This window comes from Pirellulaceae bacterium, from assembly GCA_019636385.1.
Classification (GTDB): Bacteria; Planctomycetota; Planctomycetia; order Pirellulales; family Pirellulaceae; genus Aureliella.
In genome coordinates, this window is the sequence record JAHBXT010000005.1 from 168,510 (window position 1) to 188,395 (window position 19,886).

The following is a 19,886-nucleotide window of genomic DNA, read 5'->3' on the forward strand; positions in this document are numbered from 1 at the left end:
TAGATGTCTCCCCGCACTATGCCCCCTTGGAAGTATCGCCGGCGCATGTTTCGACTGAACCGCTTGACTCTAGGCTGCTTGATTGTGTGCTCTTCAGCACCGTGGCTGATGGCTGACTCCAGTCAGGAGATTAATCGCGCAGCCAGATCGCTGTTGTCCAATCGCTGTTACGCCTGCCATGGCCCGGATGCTGGACAGCGCCAAGCGGGTTTTAGACTGGATGATCGCCAGTCCTATCTATCTCCAGCAGACTCTGGACAGCCACCGGTGGTTCCAGGAGAGGCGGCGGCAAGTCCACTATGGCAACGAATCACCAGCCAAGATTCTGACCAGCGCATGCCGCCGCCCGAACATGGGGCCGCATTAAGCCAGACCGAACAAGAAATAGTTGCCGCTTGGATAGGCCAAGGTGCCCCCTTGGCCCAGCACTGGTCGTTCGTCCCACCGCAGCGTCCGGCTGTGCCGAGTCATCCTCAGCCACAGATGGTCGATGAATCTTGGAATCATCCCATCGATCGATTCATCCTAGCTCAGCAGTTGGCTCGCGGCCTGCAGCCATCGCCGCAAGCCACGCGTCCTGAACTTTTGCGGCGTGTAAGCTTAGACCTTGTGGGACTCCCCCCCACGCCGGCGGAAGTGGCTGAGTTTGTCAAAGATACTTCAGCGCAGGCCTACCAGCGGCAAGTCGATCGGCTGCTGGCCTCACCGGCATTTGGTGAGCATTGGGCGCGCAAGTGGTTGGACCTGGCCCGCTATGCTGACTCGGCGGGCTATGCAGATGACCCGCCGCGAACCATCTGGGCCTATCGCGACTGGGTGGTCAAAGCGATCAACGCCAACTTGACAATCGACGAGTTTACCAGGCTTCAGTTGGCCGGCGATCTGCTGGCCGAATCCGGCCAAGACCAACTGTTGGCCACAGCCTTTCATCGCAATACGCTGACGAACAACGAAGGTGGCACCAACGACGAAGAGTTTCGCAATGTGGCGATTGTCGATCGAGTCAACACGACCATGGCGGTGTGGATGGGCGTGACCATCAGTTGCGCGCAGTGCCATTCCCACAAGTACGATCCGTTTTCGCAAGAAGAGTACTTCAAGTTACTGGCCATCTTCAATCAAACTCAGGACGCTGACCGCAGCGACGAAAGTCCCATCCTTGAATTGTATTCCGACGAACAACTCCAGCAGATTTCTGCCTGGCAGGCCCGCATAGCACAAATCGAACAACACATTGAAAACGCTGAGGGTTTGGATGAACAACTGCAGCGCTGGGAAGCCACACTCAGGCAACCTGAGTGGCAGACGCTAAAACCTATTAAGTATCAATCTAGTCGGCAGAACGACGCCGTGTTTTCTGATAGCGGTACGATTCGTGTTCAACCGTTGGCCGGTTTTGTCCGTGAAGAGACTCAGCAGGTCGAACTTCAGTTGTCGCAAACTGCCGACCCAATTTGTGCCATCGCCGTGCAGACGCTGCCCGACCCCGCACTTCCCCAAGCTGGCGCTGGGCTGGGGGAAGGTAATTTCGTGCTCAGTGGAGTGAAGGCCGAGATTGTGCCGGCCGAGGGTGCACTGCCGTTGGTGCGATTCGTTCGCATTCAACTGCCCGGCGAGCAGCGGATTTTGTCGCTGGCTGAAGTGCAAGTGCTCGTGGGCGAAGACAATGTTGCACTGGGTGGCAGCGCAAGTCAAAGCAGCACAAGTTATGACGGCGCTGCGGGACGAGCTATCGATGGAAATACCACAGGCGAATACTTCGCTGCCCTGTCCACAACACATACGAACACCGAAGACGCCCCGTGGTGGGAAGTCCAGTTAGCACAGCCTGCCGCCGTAGACAAGATTGTGGTGTGGAATCGCACAGACAGTGGCCTGCAGAGCCGTCTACAGGCCGCTCAAGTTTTGTGCTTGGACGATCAGCGGCAAGAAGTCTTTCGACATGCCCTCCAAGAGGCACCTCAACAGCAGGTGGCCATCGCAGTAGGGTACTCTGTACCCATTACATTTACCGCCGCCTATGCTGCCTATGCACCGCCAGGGTTTCCCGCCGCAGCGGTTCTCGATAACGATTCTAAGTCGGGTTGGTCGGTTCCCGGGCAAGTCGACCGACAGCATCTGCTGGCGCTGATCCCCGATCGACCTTTGAAAATTCAACGTCCCTCGGTGTTGCGTTTGACACTAGAACATCAGTCCGGCTATCAAGATCACATCCTGGGTAGTTACGCAATACTGGCCAGCCATTCGCAAGCGGCACGCGATTGGGCGGCGCTGGGCGAGACGATCGGGCAAATTCATGCCACGCCTCCTGAGCAGCGTTCTGGCGAGCAACAACAGAAACTGCGATCATTCTTTGCTCAGAATTTTGCTGAAGCTACACGAGCCCTGCGCGACGAGCGCGCTAAGCTGCACAGCGACTTGTCTGCGATCAAGCCCGCTACCAGCGTGCCGGTCATGCGCGAGCTGGATAGCGGCGTTCGCCGTCGCACGTTTGTTCAGTTGCGCGGCGACTATCGTGCGCTGGCCGGTGAAGTTCAGCCCGGAACTCCAGCAGTCTTTCATCCGCTGCCAGCTGCGGGGGAGTCTAACCAGGTGACGCGATTAGACCTGGCTAACTGGTTGATGGATCGCCGCAATCCACTGACCGCCCGCGTGTGGACCAATCGCATGTGGGAATCGCTGTTTGGGCTGGGGCTGGTCCGCACCAGCGAAGAATTCGGCGCGCAGGGCGACTTGCCATCCCATCCGGAGCTGTTGGATTGGTTGGCCTGCGAGCTGATGGCGCTGAACTGGGATTTCAAGGCGATGCTCCGCATGATGGTAACCAGCCAGACATATTGCCAAACGTCGATGGTCTCGACGGAGTTGCTTGAGCGAGACCGAGACAATGTGTGGTTGGCCCGAGGCCCGCGCGTGCGGTTGTCGGCTGAAATGATTCGCGATTCAGTGCTGCTATCGTCCGGCTTGCTATCGCAGCGGATGTACGGACCACCCGTGCAGCCGCCGCAACCCGACATGGGATTGCGCGCTGCGTTCGGCAGTGCTACGGACTGGAGCGCCAGTACTGGTGAAGATCGTTACCGGCGAGGTCTGTACACCAAGTGGCGACGCTCCAGCCCCTATCCGTCGATGGCCACGTTCGACGCGCCTAGTCGCGAAGTCTGCGTGCTCCGTCGCGACAATACCAATACGCCTCTGCAAGCTCTGGTCACATTGAACGACCCCGCCTTTGTCGAAGCAGCTCAAGCACTCGCCCGGCGCGTGGTACTGGAGGAGGTTCCACACAGTCAGACGCAGGCGGGTACGCAGACGCTGGATGCTCAGCGGTTGATGGCTGCGTTTGAATACTGTACGGCTCGACAGCCAAGCGACGCAGAATTGCAAGTCTTGCTCGAGCTGCTGCATGAGGCTCGACAACATCTGCTGAGCAACGACACACAGGCCCTGGCCCTGGCGACCGATCCACTGGGACCGCTGCCTGAACAGGCTAGCCCTGTTGAGCTTGCAGCCTGGACATCCGTGTGCAACGTACTGATGAATTTAGACGAAGTCTTAATGAAGCGCTGATTTGTAAAGTTGAGCAGCAGTTTTGTGTTTTTGTAGGGTGAGACAAGCCAGACGAGATAAGTTCAATGGCATCCAACAATGCAGGTGCCACCGCAGGCTTGGCTTTAATTACAGGCAAGTTCGCTTGCGCCGGCCCACCACGAGTTTGAATCGAGAATGACCTGAACAGCTAGAGGCAAGAAGCAAAAACATGAATCCCCTATTCGAACATTTGCAATTGCGCACGCGCCGATATTTTCTGCGCGATGGTGCGCTCGGACTGGGTTCCCTGGCAATGGCCCAATTGTTGGGGGTACCGCTGGCTGGCGACCACGCCTCGGCGGCTGAGTTTTCAAACGACAAACGGCAACCGCATAGGCAACCCACAGCCAAACGTGTGATTTATTTGCACATGACCGGATCGCCACCCAATTTAGACATGTTTGATTACAAACCCGAACTGGTGCGGCGCACTGGCGAGGATTGTCCGCAACAGTTCCTGCAAGGCAAAGAGTTTGCCTTCACAACAGGTACACCAACCTTGCTGGGGACTCCGCAGAAATTCATTCAAGCTGGTCAATGCGGCACGTGGATGTCCAGCGCCATTCCCAAACTGCACGATGTGGCCGATCACCTCTGCCTCGTGCATTCGATGCACTCCGAGCAGTTCAATCATGCGCCCGCCGAGCTGCTGATCTACACCGGATCGCCGCGCGCCGGGCGTCCGTCGCTGGGCTCGTGGCTGACTTACGGGTTGGGTACCGAGAACGACGACCTGCCGGCATTCGTGGTACTGATATCCAGCGGAGTGCAACCCAACGGTGGCAAAAGTTCTTTCGGCAGCGGGTTTTTGCCCAGTGTGTACCAGGGCGTGCAATGCCGCTCGCAGGGCGATCCCGTGCTGTTTGCCTCCGATCCTCCAGGCATGGATCGCGTGCTGCGCCGCCAGACGCTCGATGCGCTTGGCCGTCTGAATCATCTGCAGGTGCAGTCCATGGGACACCCCGAAACGCAGACGCGCATTTCGCAATACGAACTGGCATTCCGAATGCAGACCAGCGTGCCGGAAGTCATGGATATTTCGAAGGAACCTCAATACATCTTGGATGACTACGGCGCTAAGCCTGGAGAGGCAAGTTTAGCGAACAACTGCCTCCTAGCGCGGCGGCTGGTGGAGTCCGGAGTGCGCTACGTTCAGTTGTTCGATTGGGGCTGGGACTTTCACGGCACTGGGGCATTGGAAGGTATCGACGATGGATTGACTCGCAAGTGTGCGACCATGGACCGACCTGTCTCGGCACTAATTCGCGACTTGCACAGTCGCGGCTTGCTGGAGGACACGCTGATCGTCTGGGGCGGTGAGTTTGGTAGAACGCCGTTTCGCGAAGGGCGCACCGCCAAGAGTAAGATTCTAGGCCGCGATCACTTTCCCGATTGTTTTACGATGTGGATGGCCGGAGGAGGTACCAAGGCAGGATTCGATTATGGCACGACAGATGAACTTGGCTTTTCCATCAAGGAGAATCCGGTGCACATTCATGACTTGCAAGCCACCATCTTGCACTTGTTGGGCTTCGACCACACGCGATTGACATTTCGATTTCAAGGCCGGGACTATCGACTGACCGACGTCCACGGCCGCGTCATCCAGGAATTGCTTGCGTAGAGTGCCGTGGAGCGGTCTGCGACAGTGGTCGTCAATTCTCCGTTGCGGATTGCACAACGTCATTGTCTGCCATAGCATTGGTCCCGCCGCGTAACGCAGCATGGTTCAAAATACACGACACGGATTCTGTCAAATGTTCTTATCATTTCGACCCACTACGTTGTTCTGCGTTTGGCTGTGGCTTTGGGCTTCAGCGTTGGGTCATTCGGACGAACCTGCGGGCAATGTCACGTTTCGCAGGCATGTGTTAAATGCTGACAGCGAGTTTAGCGCAGCCGGCGTGATGGACGTCAATCTCGACGGTCGCTTAGACATTGTGTGTGGAGCTTGGTGGTACGAGTCGCCTACATGGACCAAGCACCTGCTCCGCCATGTGCCACAGATACGTGGGCGGTATGACGATTACTCGAATTTGACAGTCGATGTCGACGGCGACGGCTGGTGCGATCTGGTCAGTGTGAACTATCGCAGTCAAAGCCTGTATTGGTGTCGCCATCCAGGGCAGCAATATCTGGAAAATATCGTGACACAGGTTGGGCAGTCCCCGTCCGAAAGCCAAGCGCAGGCTGGGGCAGGGCGGCTACTGTGGGAGCAAATGAAAATCGACGAGCCTGGTCGTAGCGAAACCGGCAGACTAGTAGATATTGACGGCGATGGGCAATGGGATGTATTGCCGGCCGGAACGGACTTTGCCGCGTGGTACGAATTTCAACGTTTGATCGACGGAGTGCGCTGGTTGCGACACGATTTACCCGAGCAGCTCATCGGTCACGGTATCGGAGCCGGCGATATCGACGGGGACGGTCGGACCGATCTAGTTTGTCCGCGCGGATGGGCTCAAGCACCGGCAGACGTTCGGTCGGGAAAGTGGCAATGGCATCCCGATTTTCAGCTCGCGCACGATTGTGGTTTACCTATTTTGTGCTGGGACGTGGATGGCGACGGTGATAACGATTTGGTGTGGGGCAGAGGTCATGACCTGGGGCTGTATTGGACCGAGCAGCGAACGTCCGATCAGCCAGCAGTCCACTTTGAAACGTCTGTGGCCCAGGACCATCCGGTGCGAGCCCGGCTGGCGCTGCCGCCGGGAGCCACCGGTGCAACCTGGGTAACTCATGCGATCGACACGAGCTGGAGTAGCGCTCATACGCTACTGCAAGCTGACATTGATGGTGACGGGCGACTGGACTTGGTGGCTGGCAAACGATTTCAAGGGCACGATGGACGCGATGTCGGCGAGAACGATCCGCTGGCAATTTTTTGGTATCGTTTTCTACCCGCAACGCGGACTTGGCAGCGGCATTTGATAAGCTACGGCGGTTCGTGTGGTATTGACTTGGATTCGGTGTGCGCCGACTTGGATGGCGATGGAGACATAGATATCGTAGCGCCATCGCGATGCGGTTTGCACTGGCTGGAAAACGTGCGCAGCGATAGCGCGCCAGCTGAGGATTCCCTGCTGACAGCGGCGGCCGGGTATGCTGGCCAGCCTCGGGATTTTAGCTACTACTTGGATCAGCAGGGACAGCGCCGGGCGCTGACCAAGCCTCTGGATCATGGTATTCGGCGGCACCAAGCGCTGTGGCAGATGGAGCAAGTCATGGGTGCGCTGCCCGATCCTGTACTGCGCACGTCGTTGGAGCCACAGGTACAGAGCGCCCAGCAAGTTGGCAAGTACTGGAGAATACATCTGACCTACGCCGCTGATCGGTGGCAAGAGGCGACCGACCGTGTGACCGCGTGGCTGTTGGTGCCAGTCGAATTGACCGGGCAAGCTCCAGCCATGCTCTGTCTACATCAAACCCATTTTGAACTGGGCAAAGGAGAGCCATGTGGACTGGGCGGCAATCCGAATCTACATGTGGCTCACGAACTGGCCCAGCGCGGCTACGTGTGTCTAGCCCCAGATTACCCGGGGTTTGGCGAGTACCAATACTCCTTCGGACACCACGCGGATGTGTACGTTAGCGGTACGATGAAAGGAATCTGGAATCATATGCGCGCCGTGGACCTGTTGCAGTCGCTGCCGTGCGTCGATCGCGACGCCATAGGAGTGATCGGACATTCACTGGGAGGCCACAACGCGCTGTTCGTGGCGGCTTTTGACCAGCGATTGCGTTGTGCCGTTACCAGTTGCGGGTTCAATGCATTCGAAGATTACTATCAAGGCGATTTAACCGGCTGGACTAGCCCGCGATACATGCCGCGCATCGCGGCGCGCTTCGGAAGTTCGCCAGCGCAGATGCCATTCGATTTTCCCGATGTGCTTGCCGCGATCGCTCCGCGCCCGGTTTTTGTGAACGCGCCATTGCACGATTCCAATTTTGCCGTGGTGGGGGTACGGAAATGTCAGACCGCGGCTCAGCCGCTATATCAGATGCTGGGAACGCACGGCAGGCTGGTATTTGATTATCCCGATGCCGCGCACGATTTCCCTGAGCTACAGAGGACTAGAGCGTACGAGTGGTTAGATCAATTGCTGAAGAAGCGGTAGGGCGCGAGCCTTCCGGTTTTACAAGAACCGTACGGCTTGCGCCATGACACTGAAGTCTGGAATTCATTTCACGTCAGCATCCAAACTGCGCCACAAATACCAACAAGCCACCGTTGCGTAGGGTCGCCAGGGGCGAGCGATTTTTTCAAGTTCATTGGCTGTGGGTAGCTCGTTCAATTCGTATTGATTTTTAACAGCAGAGCGAACGCCCAGGTCGTCTACCGGCAGGATGTCGATTCGTCCCAATGAAAAGATCAGAAACATTTGAGCGGTCCAGCGTCCGATGCCTTTGACCTGAATCAATTGTTCGATAACTTGATCGTCTTCCAAGCGACTAATCCGCTGAAGGTCTACAGCTCCAGAATGAACTTTGTCGGCCAAATCCAGCAGGTAATTGGCCTTCTGTCGTGACACTCCCACTTGTCGCAACTGGTCGACATTCAGCAGCAACAGGGCAGCCGCAGACATGCCAGGCGAGGTCAACTTGGCTTGTTGTGCGCGCTGACTGACAGCGTCCGACAGGCGACTGCGGATGGTGCGCGCCGCCGATGTTGATATCTGCTGCGATACGATCGAATCGACCAGAGACGCGAAACGATCACTGCGGGCGCGGGCGGCGAACGGACCATGCACTTTCAGCAACCGCTTCATGACCGGATCAGATTTTTGCAAGTGGAGTCGCGCTGCACGAATCTGTTGAGCTACAAACGGCATGTTCGGAAAAACTTACGATGCGAAGGAGGGCGACCAGTCACTGCTCAGGCGGTGTACCACATAATACTCGATCCAGCGAAGTAGTCGACCACGGTCGTCCACTCCAAAGTAGCCCATGTGCCCGCCGTACCGCGTGTGGGTCCAGCAAACATACTGTGGATCAAAGCGCGCGTCCAAGTGGCTCTTCCACGTCACGATCGGGTCATCGCGGTCCAGAATAATTTCAGTGGGTGTCTGAATCTGCGGCAACCACTGAACGCTACTGGATTGTTCGTAATAGTCATTGACATCGCGAAAGCCGCTCAGTGGAGCCGTATAGCGTGCATCAAAATCGAGAATGGACTTGGTGGCTGGCTCGAGCGGTAGAGTTGACCACTGCGGCCAGCGCTGTCGCTTCTGGTGCGCTTGTGCTTCCAGGTGTCGCAGGTAGTAGCGTGTGTACAGCCAACGGCTCCAGCGCAGCATGTTGTCGGAACAATGGTGCAGGTTGATCGGAGGAGCAACTGCCAGCGCCCGCTGAATGCGAGCTTCGGCCAGCGACAGTTCGTGTCGCCCTGCGGCCAGTTCGCCCAGTAGCTTGAGCACGATATTACCGCTCAGCGAAAAACCGACAATTGAGATTGGTGATTGAGGATAACGCTGTCGAGCCGTCGCGACGACCGCTGCCAGATCGTGACTGGCACCCGCATTGGCCGGCCGCCACGCCAATTCGAAGCCCTGCCCACAACCGCGCTGGTCGACTCGCCAGACACGCATCGCGCGCTGACGCAGGTCATGGGCGACTCGTTGGAGATAAGGACTGGAATGATCGCCACCCAAGCCGTGCACCAGAATGGCCAGAGGTGCGGCGTCCGGCAATGCCGCGCCCAATTCTTCGTGGACCACCAATTGATCACCATCCGGCAGCGACACGGTCAGGGTGTGCGCGTTGCGAGGCGGAAGAGTACCTTGGCTAAGGCCAGCCAACACAGTTTGCAGGTGGCCGCTTCGTAAATGGAAATAGGGGCGATAGGGCAGGCAGGGGGCATGACCGCTGCTCTGTTTTTTCTGGGTCTCTCGGTGGGACATGATCCTAGCCAATCACGGGCAATTGAGCCATAATCGCCAACCTCAGATTACTCGTGACTCGTTCACGGGCATATCGATACGCAGGAAGGGCCAAGCAAGCCAAGGCAATTTTAGTGGCAAAAGCCAAATTGAGCGAGAAGCCGATACATCATTCAGTCGCTAATGATCTTGGCTTGCGCTGGCCCAGCTACTACTGGGGTGAAATTCGGCGTTAACGCTGACGACCATTTCTGACACTTAAGATTATCCAGTCTAACACGGGCGGTCCATAGAGGTAACGAGATGACGATGAAGCAGTTTTGTGTATGTGGTTTGGGCAATGCGATTGTCGATATTTTCTTGGACTTGGGTGAAGCAGAATTCCAGTCGTTGGGGTTTGAACGCGGAACGATGCGGTTGGTCGACAAGCAGGACCAAGATCAATTGCTGTCGCGTTTCCACGACGGCCGGCACGATCTGGTACTGGTCAGCGGTGGATCGGTGGCCAATTCAGTCATCGCCGTTTCGCAACTGGGCGGTAAGTCCGCATTCATCGGCTGCGTGGGCGATGACCGCTATGGTTTGCACTACGTCGAGGAATTCCAGCAATTGCAAATCGACATGGGCAACCCGGTGTTGGTTGGCGAGTCGACTGGAACCTGCTTGGCCATCGTAACTCCTGAAGGTGAGCGCACGATGCGAACCTTTTTGGGAATCGCCAGTCATTTGTCCGACAAGCACGTTGATGAGCAACGCATTGCGGCTTCACAGTGGCTGTTTATCGAAGGCTACGTGTTTGCTAATCCGGACACGGGCCAACACGCGATTCGCAAGGCCATCCAAATCGCCAAGGCATCAGGCACCAAGGTGGCGCTGACTTGCTCGGACGGTTTTATTCCTGAAGTGTTCGGCGATGCATTTCGAGCGGCGCTCGAGCATTCTGATCTGCTGTTTTGCAACGCCGGAGAGGCCTTGTCGGTTACGGGAGCCAGTGACGTGCAGCAAGCCTTTGCGCGGCTGGGCGACATGGTGCCGGGGTGTGTGGTAACCAACGGTCCCGACGGTGCGTACGTGCGTATGTCAGGTCAGACCGGGCACGCGCCGACCCAAGCCTGTGATCCCCGCGACCTAACCGGTGCAGGAGACATGTTTGCCGGCTCGTTTTTATATGGCATCACCCACGGCTATCAACCGCTGGAAGCAGCCAAAGCAGCCAATGGTATGGCGCGGCGAGTGATCATGCAGGTTGGTGCTCGATTGCATGACGGCGTTCGCCATGCTTGGCAACAGGCTTTGGAGCAATAATTCCTAAATGCAACTACGCTCGCCAATGCGTGAAGAAGCGTTGAAAGACAATCTGCATCGATGCGCCTTGCGCGACGTTCGATGTAAGCGCTGATCAACCTCTGCAAATTGTTGGCGACAACAAGGTTGATCCGAACCTTAATACAGAATGGGAACTCAGTAACGGATGTTACACCTTTTACGTCGCTACTGGTTCCTGGTCGCGCTGGCAGCGGCTGTGTTGATTGGGCTGCTGGGCCACGAGTGGTTGTTACCCGTTGCCAAGCTCTCGTGGCTGACGACCGGCATTGTCATGGTCGTGATGGCCATGATGACAGCCCCCGTCCCGATGGAGCTGGTGCGTCAAACTCTGGCGCGCCCCTGGCCGGCGGTATTGGCATCGCTGATCAATTTGGGCATCCTTCCAATTCTGGGATGGTGCGCCGCCTGGTGGTTGCCGAGCGACTTGGCCGGCGGCCTGATCGTGGCGGCCTGTGTGCCATCGACCTTATCTTCGGCGGCAGTGATGACTCGCCAGGCCGGGGGCGACGATACAGTATGTATCTTTGTCACGCTGCTGACCAACGTGTGCTGCGTGGTAGTCACGCCGTTGTGGCTGGTTGGTCTGTTGGGAGTCAACGTGCAACTGAATTTGGCAGATATGGTGCAAAACCTGTGTTTAGTCGTGCTCTTGCCAATTGCGGTAGTGCAAATCACGCGTTGGCAATCGGCCGCGTTCAGTGACTGGGCCAGTCGCTCGGCGATGCGATTATCGTTTGCCTGTCAGATTGGCATCTTGAGTATGGTCCTGCTGGGATCGGTCCAAATGGGCTCGCGCTGGCAAGATCAAGCTCAGCAACTTGGTGGCGATCTATCCAGCGTGGCCAACGTATGGACGATAGCGGCCGTGGTACTGTTAGGACTACTCATTCACCTGACAGCGCTGGTAGTCGGGTGGTACACATCTCGACTGACTGGGATCGACGATCCACAGTGCAAAGCGGTCAGTTTTTCCGGCAGTCAGAAGACCTTGATGGTTGGATTAAACTTGGCAATTCAATGTGGTGTCAACATTCTACCCATGATCACCTATCACGTTTTCCAGCTCCTGTTCGATGCCGTCATCGCCCAGCGCTGGGGCCGCCGCGACCAGCACAAGAATTCTGCACTGTCCAAAGTTCATTGATGCGCCAGCCTGGCGAACTCAAACTCTCCAAGGCACAAAGCTCAGCCGGGATGTTTGGGGTGTGGTTCGAGTTTGGATAAACGGATCGCGTAACTGCTGTATTTCAAATAGCTTATGATACAACCGCCGCCCGTTCGGGTGCCCCAAATTCAACTGTAGTAGGGGCCAATCACCTTCCGCTTAGCGGCCCTGATCGCTAAATTGTCTCAGGCGAAATTACGCAGTTTAGCTAATGATTGAGTGCAACTTTCAGGATTGCGATTTCATGATGGTACGTCGGATGTTGGTCGTATTAGGATTGATCGGACTGACTGTGCTTACCAGCGACGGGCTGTCAGGCCAGGAGTGGGTCAGGAGCATGTTCCAGGACACTTCGCATGACTTTGGCATCGTGCCCCGTGGCGCGGACGCAGTTTTCGAATTCAAGTTTACTAACAAGTACGAAGAAGATGTGCACGTTGCAGCTGTCCGCAGCAGTTGCGGTTGCACGATCCCGAGAATCAAGAAGGCGGACGTCAAGACCTACGAGGAAAGCGCGATCGTCTGCGAGTACAATACCAAGTCATTCATCGGTCCCAAGGCAGCCGTGGTGACCGTGGTGTTTTCTAAGCCGTACTACGGCGAGATGCAGCTCAATATCAAAGGCAATATCCGCTCCGATATCGATACCGACCCGGGCATGATTGACTTTGGTGAAGTGGACCGCGGGACATCACGGACCACGCAGGTCAAAATCAGCTATGCGGGCAGGAACTTGTGGGAAATCATGGATGTCCGTTCGGCCAACCAGAACTTGGGTGTGGCCATCGAACGCACCAGCCAACCTGGAAAGATTTCCTACATCATGAATGTGCGGCTCAAGGATACCGCCCCAGCCGGCGAGTTCCTCGATAACATTATTCTGGTGACTAATGAGCCCAAGTACAATTTGGTGACCATTCCGGTGCGTGGAGCGATTCTGCCGCCGCTCGTCTTGCCCATGCGCGTGGACCTCGGAACCATCAAGGCGGGCGAACAGGGCAAATCGTTCATTGTGGCTCGCAGCAAGACACCGTTTGAAGTGCGAAGCATCGAATGCAAAGATGAACGTTTCGTATTCAAGTTGCCTGAGGGTAAGAAAGATAAGCATGTAATTCCGTTTGAATTTAACAGCGGAGATCAGGTCGGCGCGGTGCGGCAAACAATCAAGCTTCAGACAGATTTAAGCGAAGATGGCGAAGGTACTACCGTTATTTTGGTAAACGTAGCGGAAAAGGGATAGCAACTGCCCTTCGTTGGCTCCACTGAGAGACGAGAAAATCCGGATGGCCATTGAATTACCCGTAGTTGGCGCGCCGCCGAATGCTGATGCGCAGGTTGGAGCATTGCGGCCGTCTGCCAAGCGTCTGCCACCGTGGCTGCGTCGCGAGTTGCCGCGCGGTGATGCGAATCACTTTACCAATCAGCTGCTACGTGAATTGCAGTTGGAGACGGTGTGTGAAAATGCCAAGTGTCCCAATCGGATGGAGTGTTTTTCGCACAAGACGGCCACATTTATGATCATGGGCAATGTCTGCACGCGGCCTTGTGGATTTTGTGCAGTTTCTCGCGGCAAGCCCGAGCAATTAGCCGCCGATGAGCCGCAGCGCGTGGCAGAAGCCGCTGCTCGATTGGGACTCAAGCATGTGGTCATTACTTCGGTGACACGCGATGATCTGGCCGATGGCGGTGGCGAGCACTTCTATCAAGCGGTACTGGCGGTGCGCCAGCGGACCGGAGCAACCATTGAGGTTTTGACGCCAGACTTTGTACGTCAACGCTCGGGGCTGGATCGTGTTATCGAGTCGGTTCCAGAGGTGTTTAATCACAATATGGAAACGGTTCCCAGATTGTATCGCCAGGTGCGCGGCCCGCGCAGTGATTACGCCTGGACTCTGGAACTGCTACGTCGCGTCAAGCAGCTCAATGCTGCGATCAAGACCAAGAGCGGCCTAATGTTGGGGTTGGGTGAGACACACGACGAACTACTGGAATGCTTGGCCGATTTGCGTCGCCAGCGGTGCGATTTTTTGACGATGGGGCAATATCTGCAACCAGGGCCAAAGTATCTGCCGGTCCAGCGGTTCGTGCCGCCAGATGAATTTGAATATCTAGGCGAGATTGCTCGCAAAATGGGTTTTTCCAAAGTCGCAAGTGGGCCGTTTGTACGCTCCAGCTATCATGCCCGCGATATGGCGAATTGAATTGGCTTGCCGCTGGCAGAGATAAGCTCGGGTTTGCAGAATTTCCTTGCCAACGGTGACTCTGCATCCTGTTCGCAGGGCGAACAGGGATTATTTTCTGGTAGAATTTGCCCGCCGCAGTCTCGTGGCTTGCACAGAATTGTAAATTTCTTTTTGGCGAGTATAGTCCACCATGAACCGCATTGCTTTGGCATGTTGTGTGATCTTCGGTCATTGTTTCTCATGGGCGCATGGCGAGACGGACGCTAAGCATAGTCCGGATACCCAGAAAATGTTTGAATCGCATCAGCATACCAGCTCGGATGGGCAGGCGTTGAACTATCGGTTAATGCGGCCGCAACAGGTCGAAGGGAATCAGAAGTATCCCCTCGTCATTTTTCTGCACGGGGCTGGGGAGCGTGGTGACGACAATCAGGCTCAGTTGAAGCATGGAATGCCTGAATTGTGCAAGGCTGAGCGGCGAGCCGCCTGGCCGTGTTACGTTTTGGCTCCACAATGTCCGCGCAACCAAAAATGGGCTGACGTTAATTTTCTACAAGGTGATGTAAAGCTGCCAGAGCGCATCAGCCGTAGCTTGGAGTTGACCTTGGAGGTAGTGGACAAGTTATTGCGGGAGGCGGCTATCGACGCGGATCGCATTTATATTACGGGACTGTCGATGGGCGGGTTTGGAACGTGGGATGCCTTAGTGCGGCGCCCCAATTTTTTTGCGGCCGCCATGCCGATTTGTGGCGGTGGAGATCCAGCCACAGCGGCCGCCATCCAGCATATTCCCGTCGCTTGTTTTCACGGTGCCGATGACCGCATCGTGACGCCCGAAAAGTCGCAACGAATCATCGAAGCGTTGCGAAAGCTAGGTGCCCAGCCGACGTATGTCGAATATCCCGGGGTGGCCCACAATAGTTGGGAGCAGGCCTACAGCAACGACGACAACTGGAAGTGGTTATTCAGCCAGCGACGTCCGCGCGGCGTACCAGCCAGCAATTAGGTGAAGGCAGCCTCACTGCGCAATTAGTTTTGGTACCCAATGAGGTTTCGCTGCCCAATGAGGCATGGTTGTGCCTTGCTTGGCCGCAGTTCCGCCAATCGCCGCCACGGACCGACTAAGCTAGCTGGATTGTACTATGGCAGCGATCAAACTCTGATGTCTACGCCGCAGTGCGTGGAGCGAGTTCGAATTAAGCTTCTTGAGCCTTTTCGATGAAGTCGATGGCTTCCCCAACGCGCTGGATTTTTTCGGCAGATTCTTCGGGAATGCTGATGTTGAACTCCTCTTCAAGCTCCATCACCAATTCAACGGTATCAAGTGAATCAGCTCCCAGATCGTTCACAAAGTGGGTCTCGCGGGTGATTTTGTCTTTTTCGACGCCCAACTGATCGGCCACGATGTCGATCACGCGCTGCTCTATGGATGCCATCTGTGAATCGCTCCCAATTCAAATGTGGATGGTAAAATCTGCGTTGCAGAAAATTGTGGTAGGTTGCGGAAGTTACCGGATTTTAACAGATTCAGTCAAGTGAGCTAGGTGCTCGGCAGGGCCGTAACTGAATAGTTTTTTGGAGTTCAGGGTATCAGGAAACTGGAGTTTCCAGACCACAACTGGGTCGGAGACTGTGGCCAGCAAGTCGGCGGCTACACGGCAGCCGAGTAACTATCAGCAGGTCATCCCACCGTCCACAGTGATTACTTGCCCGGTAATGTAGCTAGCGGCCGGACTGGCCAGGAACAGCACGGTACTGGCCACGTCATCCCCGGTCCCCAAGCGATTGGCTGGAATCCGCTTTTTCACCTCTTTCAACGTTTCGTCACCCAGTGCGCGGGTCATGTCGCTTTCGATAAAGCCTGGAGCGACCGCGTTGACCGTGACCTTTCGCTTGCCCAGTTCGCGGGCTAAGCTGCGCGTTAGTCCAATCATGCCGGCTTTGGACGCCGAGTAGTTCGTTTGTCCCGGATTACCGATCAGCCCTGAAACGCTGGACATGTTGATGATTCGACCGTAGCGCGCCGACATCATCATTCGCGAGGCCGCGCGGCAGAACAGGAAGCAACTGGTTAGATTGGTTTGGATCACGTCGTCCCAAGCGTCGTCGGTCATTCGCGGAAGCAGGGTATCGCGCGTGATACCCGCGTTATTGACCAGGATATCCAGCTTGCCGTACTGATTTTCGATTTCGGCGAATAAAGCTTCAACGCTTTCGCGCGATGTCACATCGCATGATCGCACTTCTGCCTTGCCACCCAAAGCTTGGATTTCTGCAGCGGTTTCCGCCAGTTTATCCAGGCTGCGAGCGACGCAGATCACCGTGGCGCCGCATTGACCTAAACGAACTGCACAAGACTTGCCCAGGCCCTGCGAAGCCCCGGTTACCAAGGCGACTTGTCCAGTCAGATCGGCCGTCAGGCCAGTTTGTGTTGTGTCGCTCATCAATGACTCCTTCTAAATTTCTGCGTAACAGTAAGTCCAATTTGGGGGGCGATTCAGCCAGCGTGGTGATGGGCCTGTCGAACTTACAAGTTTTCGCCAAAGCATTCGCATGCAATCTTGCGGTTAACGCGCTTGACAGTGCCTGCCAGTACGCGACCGGCTCCGACTTCGATGAAGCTATCGACGCCGGCAGCGATCAATTCGACGAGCGACTGCTCCCATCGTACTGGAGCAACAAGTTGTTGAGGTAACAAGCTACTGAATTCTTCCGGTCGCAAATGCGGCTGACAGTCAACGTTCGAGTACACGGGAACACGCGTGGGACTGAACGTAACCTGTCCGAGCGCTTCCCTGAGTCGCTCGGCGGCAGGCTGCATAATCGTGGTGTGAAATGCGCCGGCGACAGGCAAGCGAACGGCCTTCATCGCGCCGCGCTCGACGGCCAACTGTTCCGCCCGCTGCATGGCGTCTAAATGTCCCGAAATGGCGATGTTGCCCGGACATAGAAGGTTGGCAGGCTGTACAAAGCTCAGGTCGTTCCTGGAAGCTTGTTGACAGACCTCTCGCAGAATTTCCAGATCCAGACCCAGAATGCTGCTCATGCCACTGCTGGTTGCGTCAGCAGCGGCCTGCATGGCCTGGCCGCGAGCTCGTACCAACTTCAATCCATCTGTAAACGACATTCCGCCAGCGGCAGCGATCGCGGTGTACTCGCCTAGGCTCAATCCGGCAACCGCAACAACATCATCCCACAGTCCCTCGCGCTGGGATTGCAATTCTGCAAGCGCGGCCAGGCTGTGAACGTAAAGTGCTGGCTGGCAGAACTCGGTACGATTGAGTTCTTCAGCAGGGCCGGCCTGGCATAGCCGAAGCAGATCCATTCCTAGAGTTTCAGCGGCTTGATCAAATAGCTGGCGGGCACTTGAGCTGTGCTTGGTCAGCTCGACTCCCATGCCGACCGCTTGAGCACCTTGGCCTGGAAACAAGATAGCAGTAGCCAAACTAGTTCACTCCCTGCAAACTCGGATTTCCACAACGGGAATCCGGTGGATCAATGAATTGGTTCTGATTCGCCAGGCAAAAAAATGGGACGGTGCCAATCGGCATCGTCCCAAGCTGTATTAACAGGTCGCGTGATACGACGAATGCAGTTGCCGCCGCGCTAAGCCTCGTCGCTCATCTCCACAACTGCCCGTCCCATGTAATGCCCGCACTTCGGGCACACGACATGCGATGGAATGTTGGTATTGCAGTTGGAGCAATATGCGGTTTGCTTTGGCGTGAGGTTGTGGTGCGAACGTCGCTTGCCAGAACGCGAATTAGAATGTTTTCTCTTTGGTACAGCCATCTTCCGAACTCAACAATTCTCAAGGGCTTAGGACAATAACCTGAGGGGCACTCGGGCCGTCAAACAGGCACAGCAAAATAAACTTAGCCCCTCGACCTGTCAACCCAAAATGGGTACCGCACAAGGCTTGCGCGATTATTCAATGTAGCCATTGATGGCGTAATGGCAATGCGCCACTACGAAGCGACACCCCTCCAAAGGTGGTGGGTTGATAAGGGCGAAAAACGCCAACCACTGCCCAACAGGCTGTCAAGTGCCGGATTCGGCAGTCGCTGGTTAGGAACGCAGGTTATCGGCATAGGCTGGCCAACCACTACAGGTGTACATCAGTGGCCCCCGGCAATGCTCGGCTACACTAATTTCTCACCAAACCACCGACAATTTAGGGAACACCGGTAGTCTCCAAGGCAACTTCTCTCCTAAACTATCTGCAGACATAGTTGGAGCTTGCCCACTGGCTAAAGCGGGCGGGATTTTTCTACGAGCGATCGCCTGTCATGAGAGAATTCATGTTATTCCTTAGGTGCCTGTTGGCAGTTCAGCTTGGGCTAACCACATCTGTGCAGGTGCTGATGGCTTGCCCGTTCTGCAGCGCAGTCTCGCAGACTTTGCGGCAGGAGATGAAACAGACCGATGCGGTTGGGATCGCTCGATGTACCGGCAGCCAGTCCGATTCGATCGCCACGTTTGAGATCTTGACGATCCTGAAAGGTGATCAGTTGATTCAGCCGAACCAGCAAGTGAGCATCAATTACTTTGGCAAGGCCGATCCAGCCCAGAAATTCTTGGTGATGGGAATTGACCCGCCCGAGCTGTTGTGGTCCAGCCCGCTGGCGATTTCAGAAAAGGCCAGCGATTACATCCAGCAGGTCCTGGCCCTTCCGGAAGATGACCCTCATGCGCGATTGAAATTCTATCTCCAGTATTTGGACGATGTCGATCCCGTGCTGGCTCGCGATGTCTATGACGAATTTGCATCGGCTTCCTTTGCGGACATGCTGGAGTTGAAGGATTCCTATGATCGCCGGCAGCTCTTAGAGCGCATAGCGGACACACAAGTGTCGCCAGACCGTCGGCGATTGTATTTGGTCATGTTGGGCATCTGTGGCCAAAGAGCAGACGCGGACGTCTTGGAGAAGATGTTGCGCAGCGAAGACCCTGATCAACGGTTGGGCTTGGACGCGCTGATCGCCTGTTACATCAGCTTGCGCGGCGTCGAGGGACTGCCGTTGGTCTGCGAATTGTTTCTCAGCAATAAGCAATGCACCTATGCGGACACGTATTCAGCGATCATGGCGCTCAGGTTTCACGGAACCGACGGTAAAGTCATTGATCGCCAGCCGGTGATTGAATCGCTGCGTTTGATTTTGGATCGACCTGAGTTGGCCGACTTGGTGATTCCTGACCTGGCGCGTTGGGAGGATTGGGCGGTGATGGACAAAATGGTCCAGTTGTTCAAGGAAGCTGATGAAAAATCCAGCTGGGTCCGCGTGCCAGTCATCAACTATTTGCGTGCCTGTCCGCTACCCGAAGCCCAGAAGCTGTTGGATGAGTTGAAGGAGCTTGATCCGGTAGCATTCAAGCGCGCAACTCAATTCTTTCCAGTTCCTCAGCCGGCCGAGTCCGAAAGCTCGGCGTTGCCCCTGCATCAACCTTGGAACGGCCTAGCCAGCGATCGGCCTGAGTCGGCAGAGAGCTTAAATTCAGAGAGCTTAAATTCTCTTGAGTCTGGACTGGTGTTGACCGGCGGTGCTAGATTGCCGTCCGCCCCGCGGCCGCTGCTGGAATTCTCGGATTTTCAGCCTGACAATTCTACGAACTTGCTGGTCTCTGCCAGCGTATTGATCATGCTGTGTAGTACCGTATGGTTAGCAATGTGGTTGGCGATCAGCGGCGCAGGTCATTATCCTGGCTGGTTGGAAGCTGTATTGGTCCGTCGCGATTGAATTGTCT

The 19,886-nt window shown here is 55.8% G+C and carries 15 protein-coding genes; 9 read left to right on the plus strand and 6 right to left on the minus strand.

Going from position 1 to position 19,886, the window contains the following annotated elements:
- Positions 1–3 precede the first annotated feature (3 nt).
- From KF752_18300 to KF752_18310, 3 genes are all read left to right on the plus strand, one after another.
- Entirely contained in the window at positions 4–3,567 is a 3,564-nt protein-coding gene (locus KF752_18300; protein ID MBX3423511.1) for a DUF1553 domain-containing protein, read from the plus strand.
- A 190-nt stretch (positions 3,568–3,757) separates the two neighbouring features.
- Entirely contained in the window at positions 3,758–5,212 is a 1,455-nt protein-coding gene (locus KF752_18305; GenBank protein ID MBX3423512.1) for a DUF1501 domain-containing protein, read from the plus strand.
- Positions 5,213–5,345: 133 nt separating this feature from the next.
- The gene (locus tag KF752_18310; protein ID MBX3423513.1) at positions 5,346–7,706 is read left to right on the plus strand and encodes an alpha/beta fold hydrolase; all 2,361 of its coding nucleotides are present in this window, start codon (positions 5,346–5,348) and stop codon (positions 7,704–7,706) included.
- A gap of 63 nt (positions 7,707–7,769) precedes the next feature.
- Here the strand turns inward: KF752_18310 and KF752_18315 are convergent, their stop codons facing one another.
- Together KF752_18315 and KF752_18320 are read right to left on the minus strand one after the other, a co-directional pair.
- Complete coding sequence (locus KF752_18315) at positions 7,770–8,420, minus strand: DNA-3-methyladenine glycosylase 2 family protein (protein ID MBX3423514.1); 651 nt, start codon at positions 8,418–8,420, stop codon at positions 7,770–7,772.
- Between the two features lie 12 nt (positions 8,421–8,432).
- The gene (locus KF752_18320; GenBank protein ID MBX3423515.1) at positions 8,433–9,488 is read right to left on the minus strand and encodes an alpha/beta fold hydrolase; all 1,056 of its coding nucleotides are present in this window, start codon (positions 9,486–9,488) and stop codon (positions 8,433–8,435) included.
- A 288-nt stretch (positions 9,489–9,776) separates the two neighbouring features.
- On the opposite strand from KF752_18320, the gene KF752_18325 reads away from it, so the two are divergent.
- From KF752_18325 to KF752_18345, 5 genes are all read left to right on the plus strand, one after another.
- Positions 9,777–10,772: an adenosine kinase gene (locus tag KF752_18325; GenBank protein MBX3423516.1), complete on the plus strand. Its 996-nt coding sequence runs from the start codon at positions 9,777–9,779 to the stop codon at positions 10,770–10,772.
- Between the two features lie 166 nt (positions 10,773–10,938).
- Entirely contained in the window at positions 10,939–11,937 is a 999-nt protein-coding gene (locus KF752_18330) for a bile acid:sodium symporter (protein ID MBX3423517.1), read from the plus strand.
- A gap of 265 nt (positions 11,938–12,202) precedes the next feature.
- Positions 12,203–13,198, plus strand: coding sequence for a DUF1573 domain-containing protein (locus KF752_18335; GenBank protein ID MBX3423518.1), 996 nt, complete (start codon positions 12,203–12,205; stop codon positions 13,196–13,198).
- Positions 13,199–13,241: 43 nt separating this feature from the next.
- A complete protein-coding gene (gene lipA / locus KF752_18340; GenBank protein ID MBX3423519.1) occupies positions 13,242–14,159 on the plus strand; it encodes a lipoyl synthase in 918 nt (305 codons plus the stop codon).
- A 172-nt stretch (positions 14,160–14,331) separates the two neighbouring features.
- Complete coding sequence (locus KF752_18345; GenBank protein ID MBX3423520.1) at positions 14,332–15,147, plus strand: prolyl oligopeptidase family serine peptidase; 816 nt, start codon at positions 14,332–14,334, stop codon at positions 15,145–15,147.
- Between the two features lie 190 nt (positions 15,148–15,337).
- Here KF752_18345 and acpP read toward each other — a convergent pair whose 3' ends face one another.
- The 4 genes from acpP to rpmF form a co-directional block, all read right to left on the minus strand.
- The gene (gene acpP / locus KF752_18350; protein ID MBX3423521.1) at positions 15,338–15,577 is read right to left on the minus strand and encodes an acyl carrier protein; all 240 of its coding nucleotides are present in this window, start codon (positions 15,575–15,577) and stop codon (positions 15,338–15,340) included.
- A 237-nt stretch (positions 15,578–15,814) separates the two neighbouring features.
- Entirely contained in the window at positions 15,815–16,585 is a 771-nt protein-coding gene (gene fabG, locus KF752_18355) for a 3-oxoacyl-[acyl-carrier-protein] reductase (GenBank protein MBX3423522.1), read from the minus strand.
- An 83-nt stretch (positions 16,586–16,668) separates the two neighbouring features.
- On the minus strand, positions 16,669–17,538 hold the full coding sequence (locus tag KF752_18360; protein MBX3423523.1) for an acyltransferase domain-containing protein: 870 nt from the start codon (positions 17,536–17,538) through the stop codon (positions 16,669–16,671).
- A gap of 209 nt (positions 17,539–17,747) precedes the next feature.
- Positions 17,748–17,933: a 50S ribosomal protein L32 gene (gene rpmF, locus KF752_18365; GenBank protein MBX3423524.1), complete on the minus strand. Its 186-nt coding sequence runs from the start codon at positions 17,931–17,933 to the stop codon at positions 17,748–17,750.
- Between the two features lie 509 nt (positions 17,934–18,442).
- Between rpmF and KF752_18370 the strand changes: the two genes are divergently transcribed.
- Entirely contained in the window at positions 18,443–19,879 is a 1,437-nt protein-coding gene (locus tag KF752_18370; protein ID MBX3423525.1) for a hypothetical protein, read from the plus strand.
- Positions 19,880–19,886 lie beyond the last annotated feature (7 nt).

Coding starts and splice junctions, on each gene's coding strand:
- KF752_18300 (MBX3423511.1), top strand. CDS start 4: ATGTCTCCCCGCACTATGCCCCCTTGGAAGTATCGCCGGCGCATGTTT.
- KF752_18305 (MBX3423512.1), top strand. CDS start 3,758: ATGAATCCCCTATTCGAACATTTGCAATTGCGCACGCGCCGATATTTT.
- KF752_18310 (MBX3423513.1), top strand. CDS start 5,346: ATGTTCTTATCATTTCGACCCACTACGTTGTTCTGCGTTTGGCTGTGG.
- KF752_18315 (MBX3423514.1), bottom strand. CDS start 8,420: ATGCCGTTTGTAGCTCAACAGATTCGTGCAGCGCGACTCCACTTGCAA.
- KF752_18320 (MBX3423515.1), bottom strand. CDS start 9,488: ATGTCCCACCGAGAGACCCAGAAAAAACAGAGCAGCGGTCATGCCCCC.
- KF752_18325 (MBX3423516.1), top strand. CDS start 9,777: ATGAAGCAGTTTTGTGTATGTGGTTTGGGCAATGCGATTGTCGATATT.
- KF752_18330 (MBX3423517.1), top strand. CDS start 10,939: ATGTTACACCTTTTACGTCGCTACTGGTTCCTGGTCGCGCTGGCAGCG.
- KF752_18335 (MBX3423518.1), top strand. CDS start 12,203: ATGATGGTACGTCGGATGTTGGTCGTATTAGGATTGATCGGACTGACT.
- lipA (MBX3423519.1), top strand. CDS start 13,242: ATGGCCATTGAATTACCCGTAGTTGGCGCGCCGCCGAATGCTGATGCG.
- KF752_18345 (MBX3423520.1), top strand. CDS start 14,332: ATGAACCGCATTGCTTTGGCATGTTGTGTGATCTTCGGTCATTGTTTC.
- acpP (MBX3423521.1), bottom strand. CDS start 15,577: ATGGCATCCATAGAGCAGCGCGTGATCGACATCGTGGCCGATCAGTTG.
- fabG (MBX3423522.1), bottom strand. CDS start 16,585: ATGAGCGACACAACACAAACTGGCCTGACGGCCGATCTGACTGGACAA.
- KF752_18360 (MBX3423523.1), bottom strand. CDS start 17,538: ATGGGAGTCGAGCTGACCAAGCACAGCTCAAGTGCCCGCCAGCTATTT.
- rpmF (MBX3423524.1), bottom strand. CDS start 17,933: ATGGCTGTACCAAAGAGAAAACATTCTAATTCGCGTTCTGGCAAGCGA.
- KF752_18370 (MBX3423525.1), top strand. CDS start 18,443: ATGTTATTCCTTAGGTGCCTGTTGGCAGTTCAGCTTGGGCTAACCACA.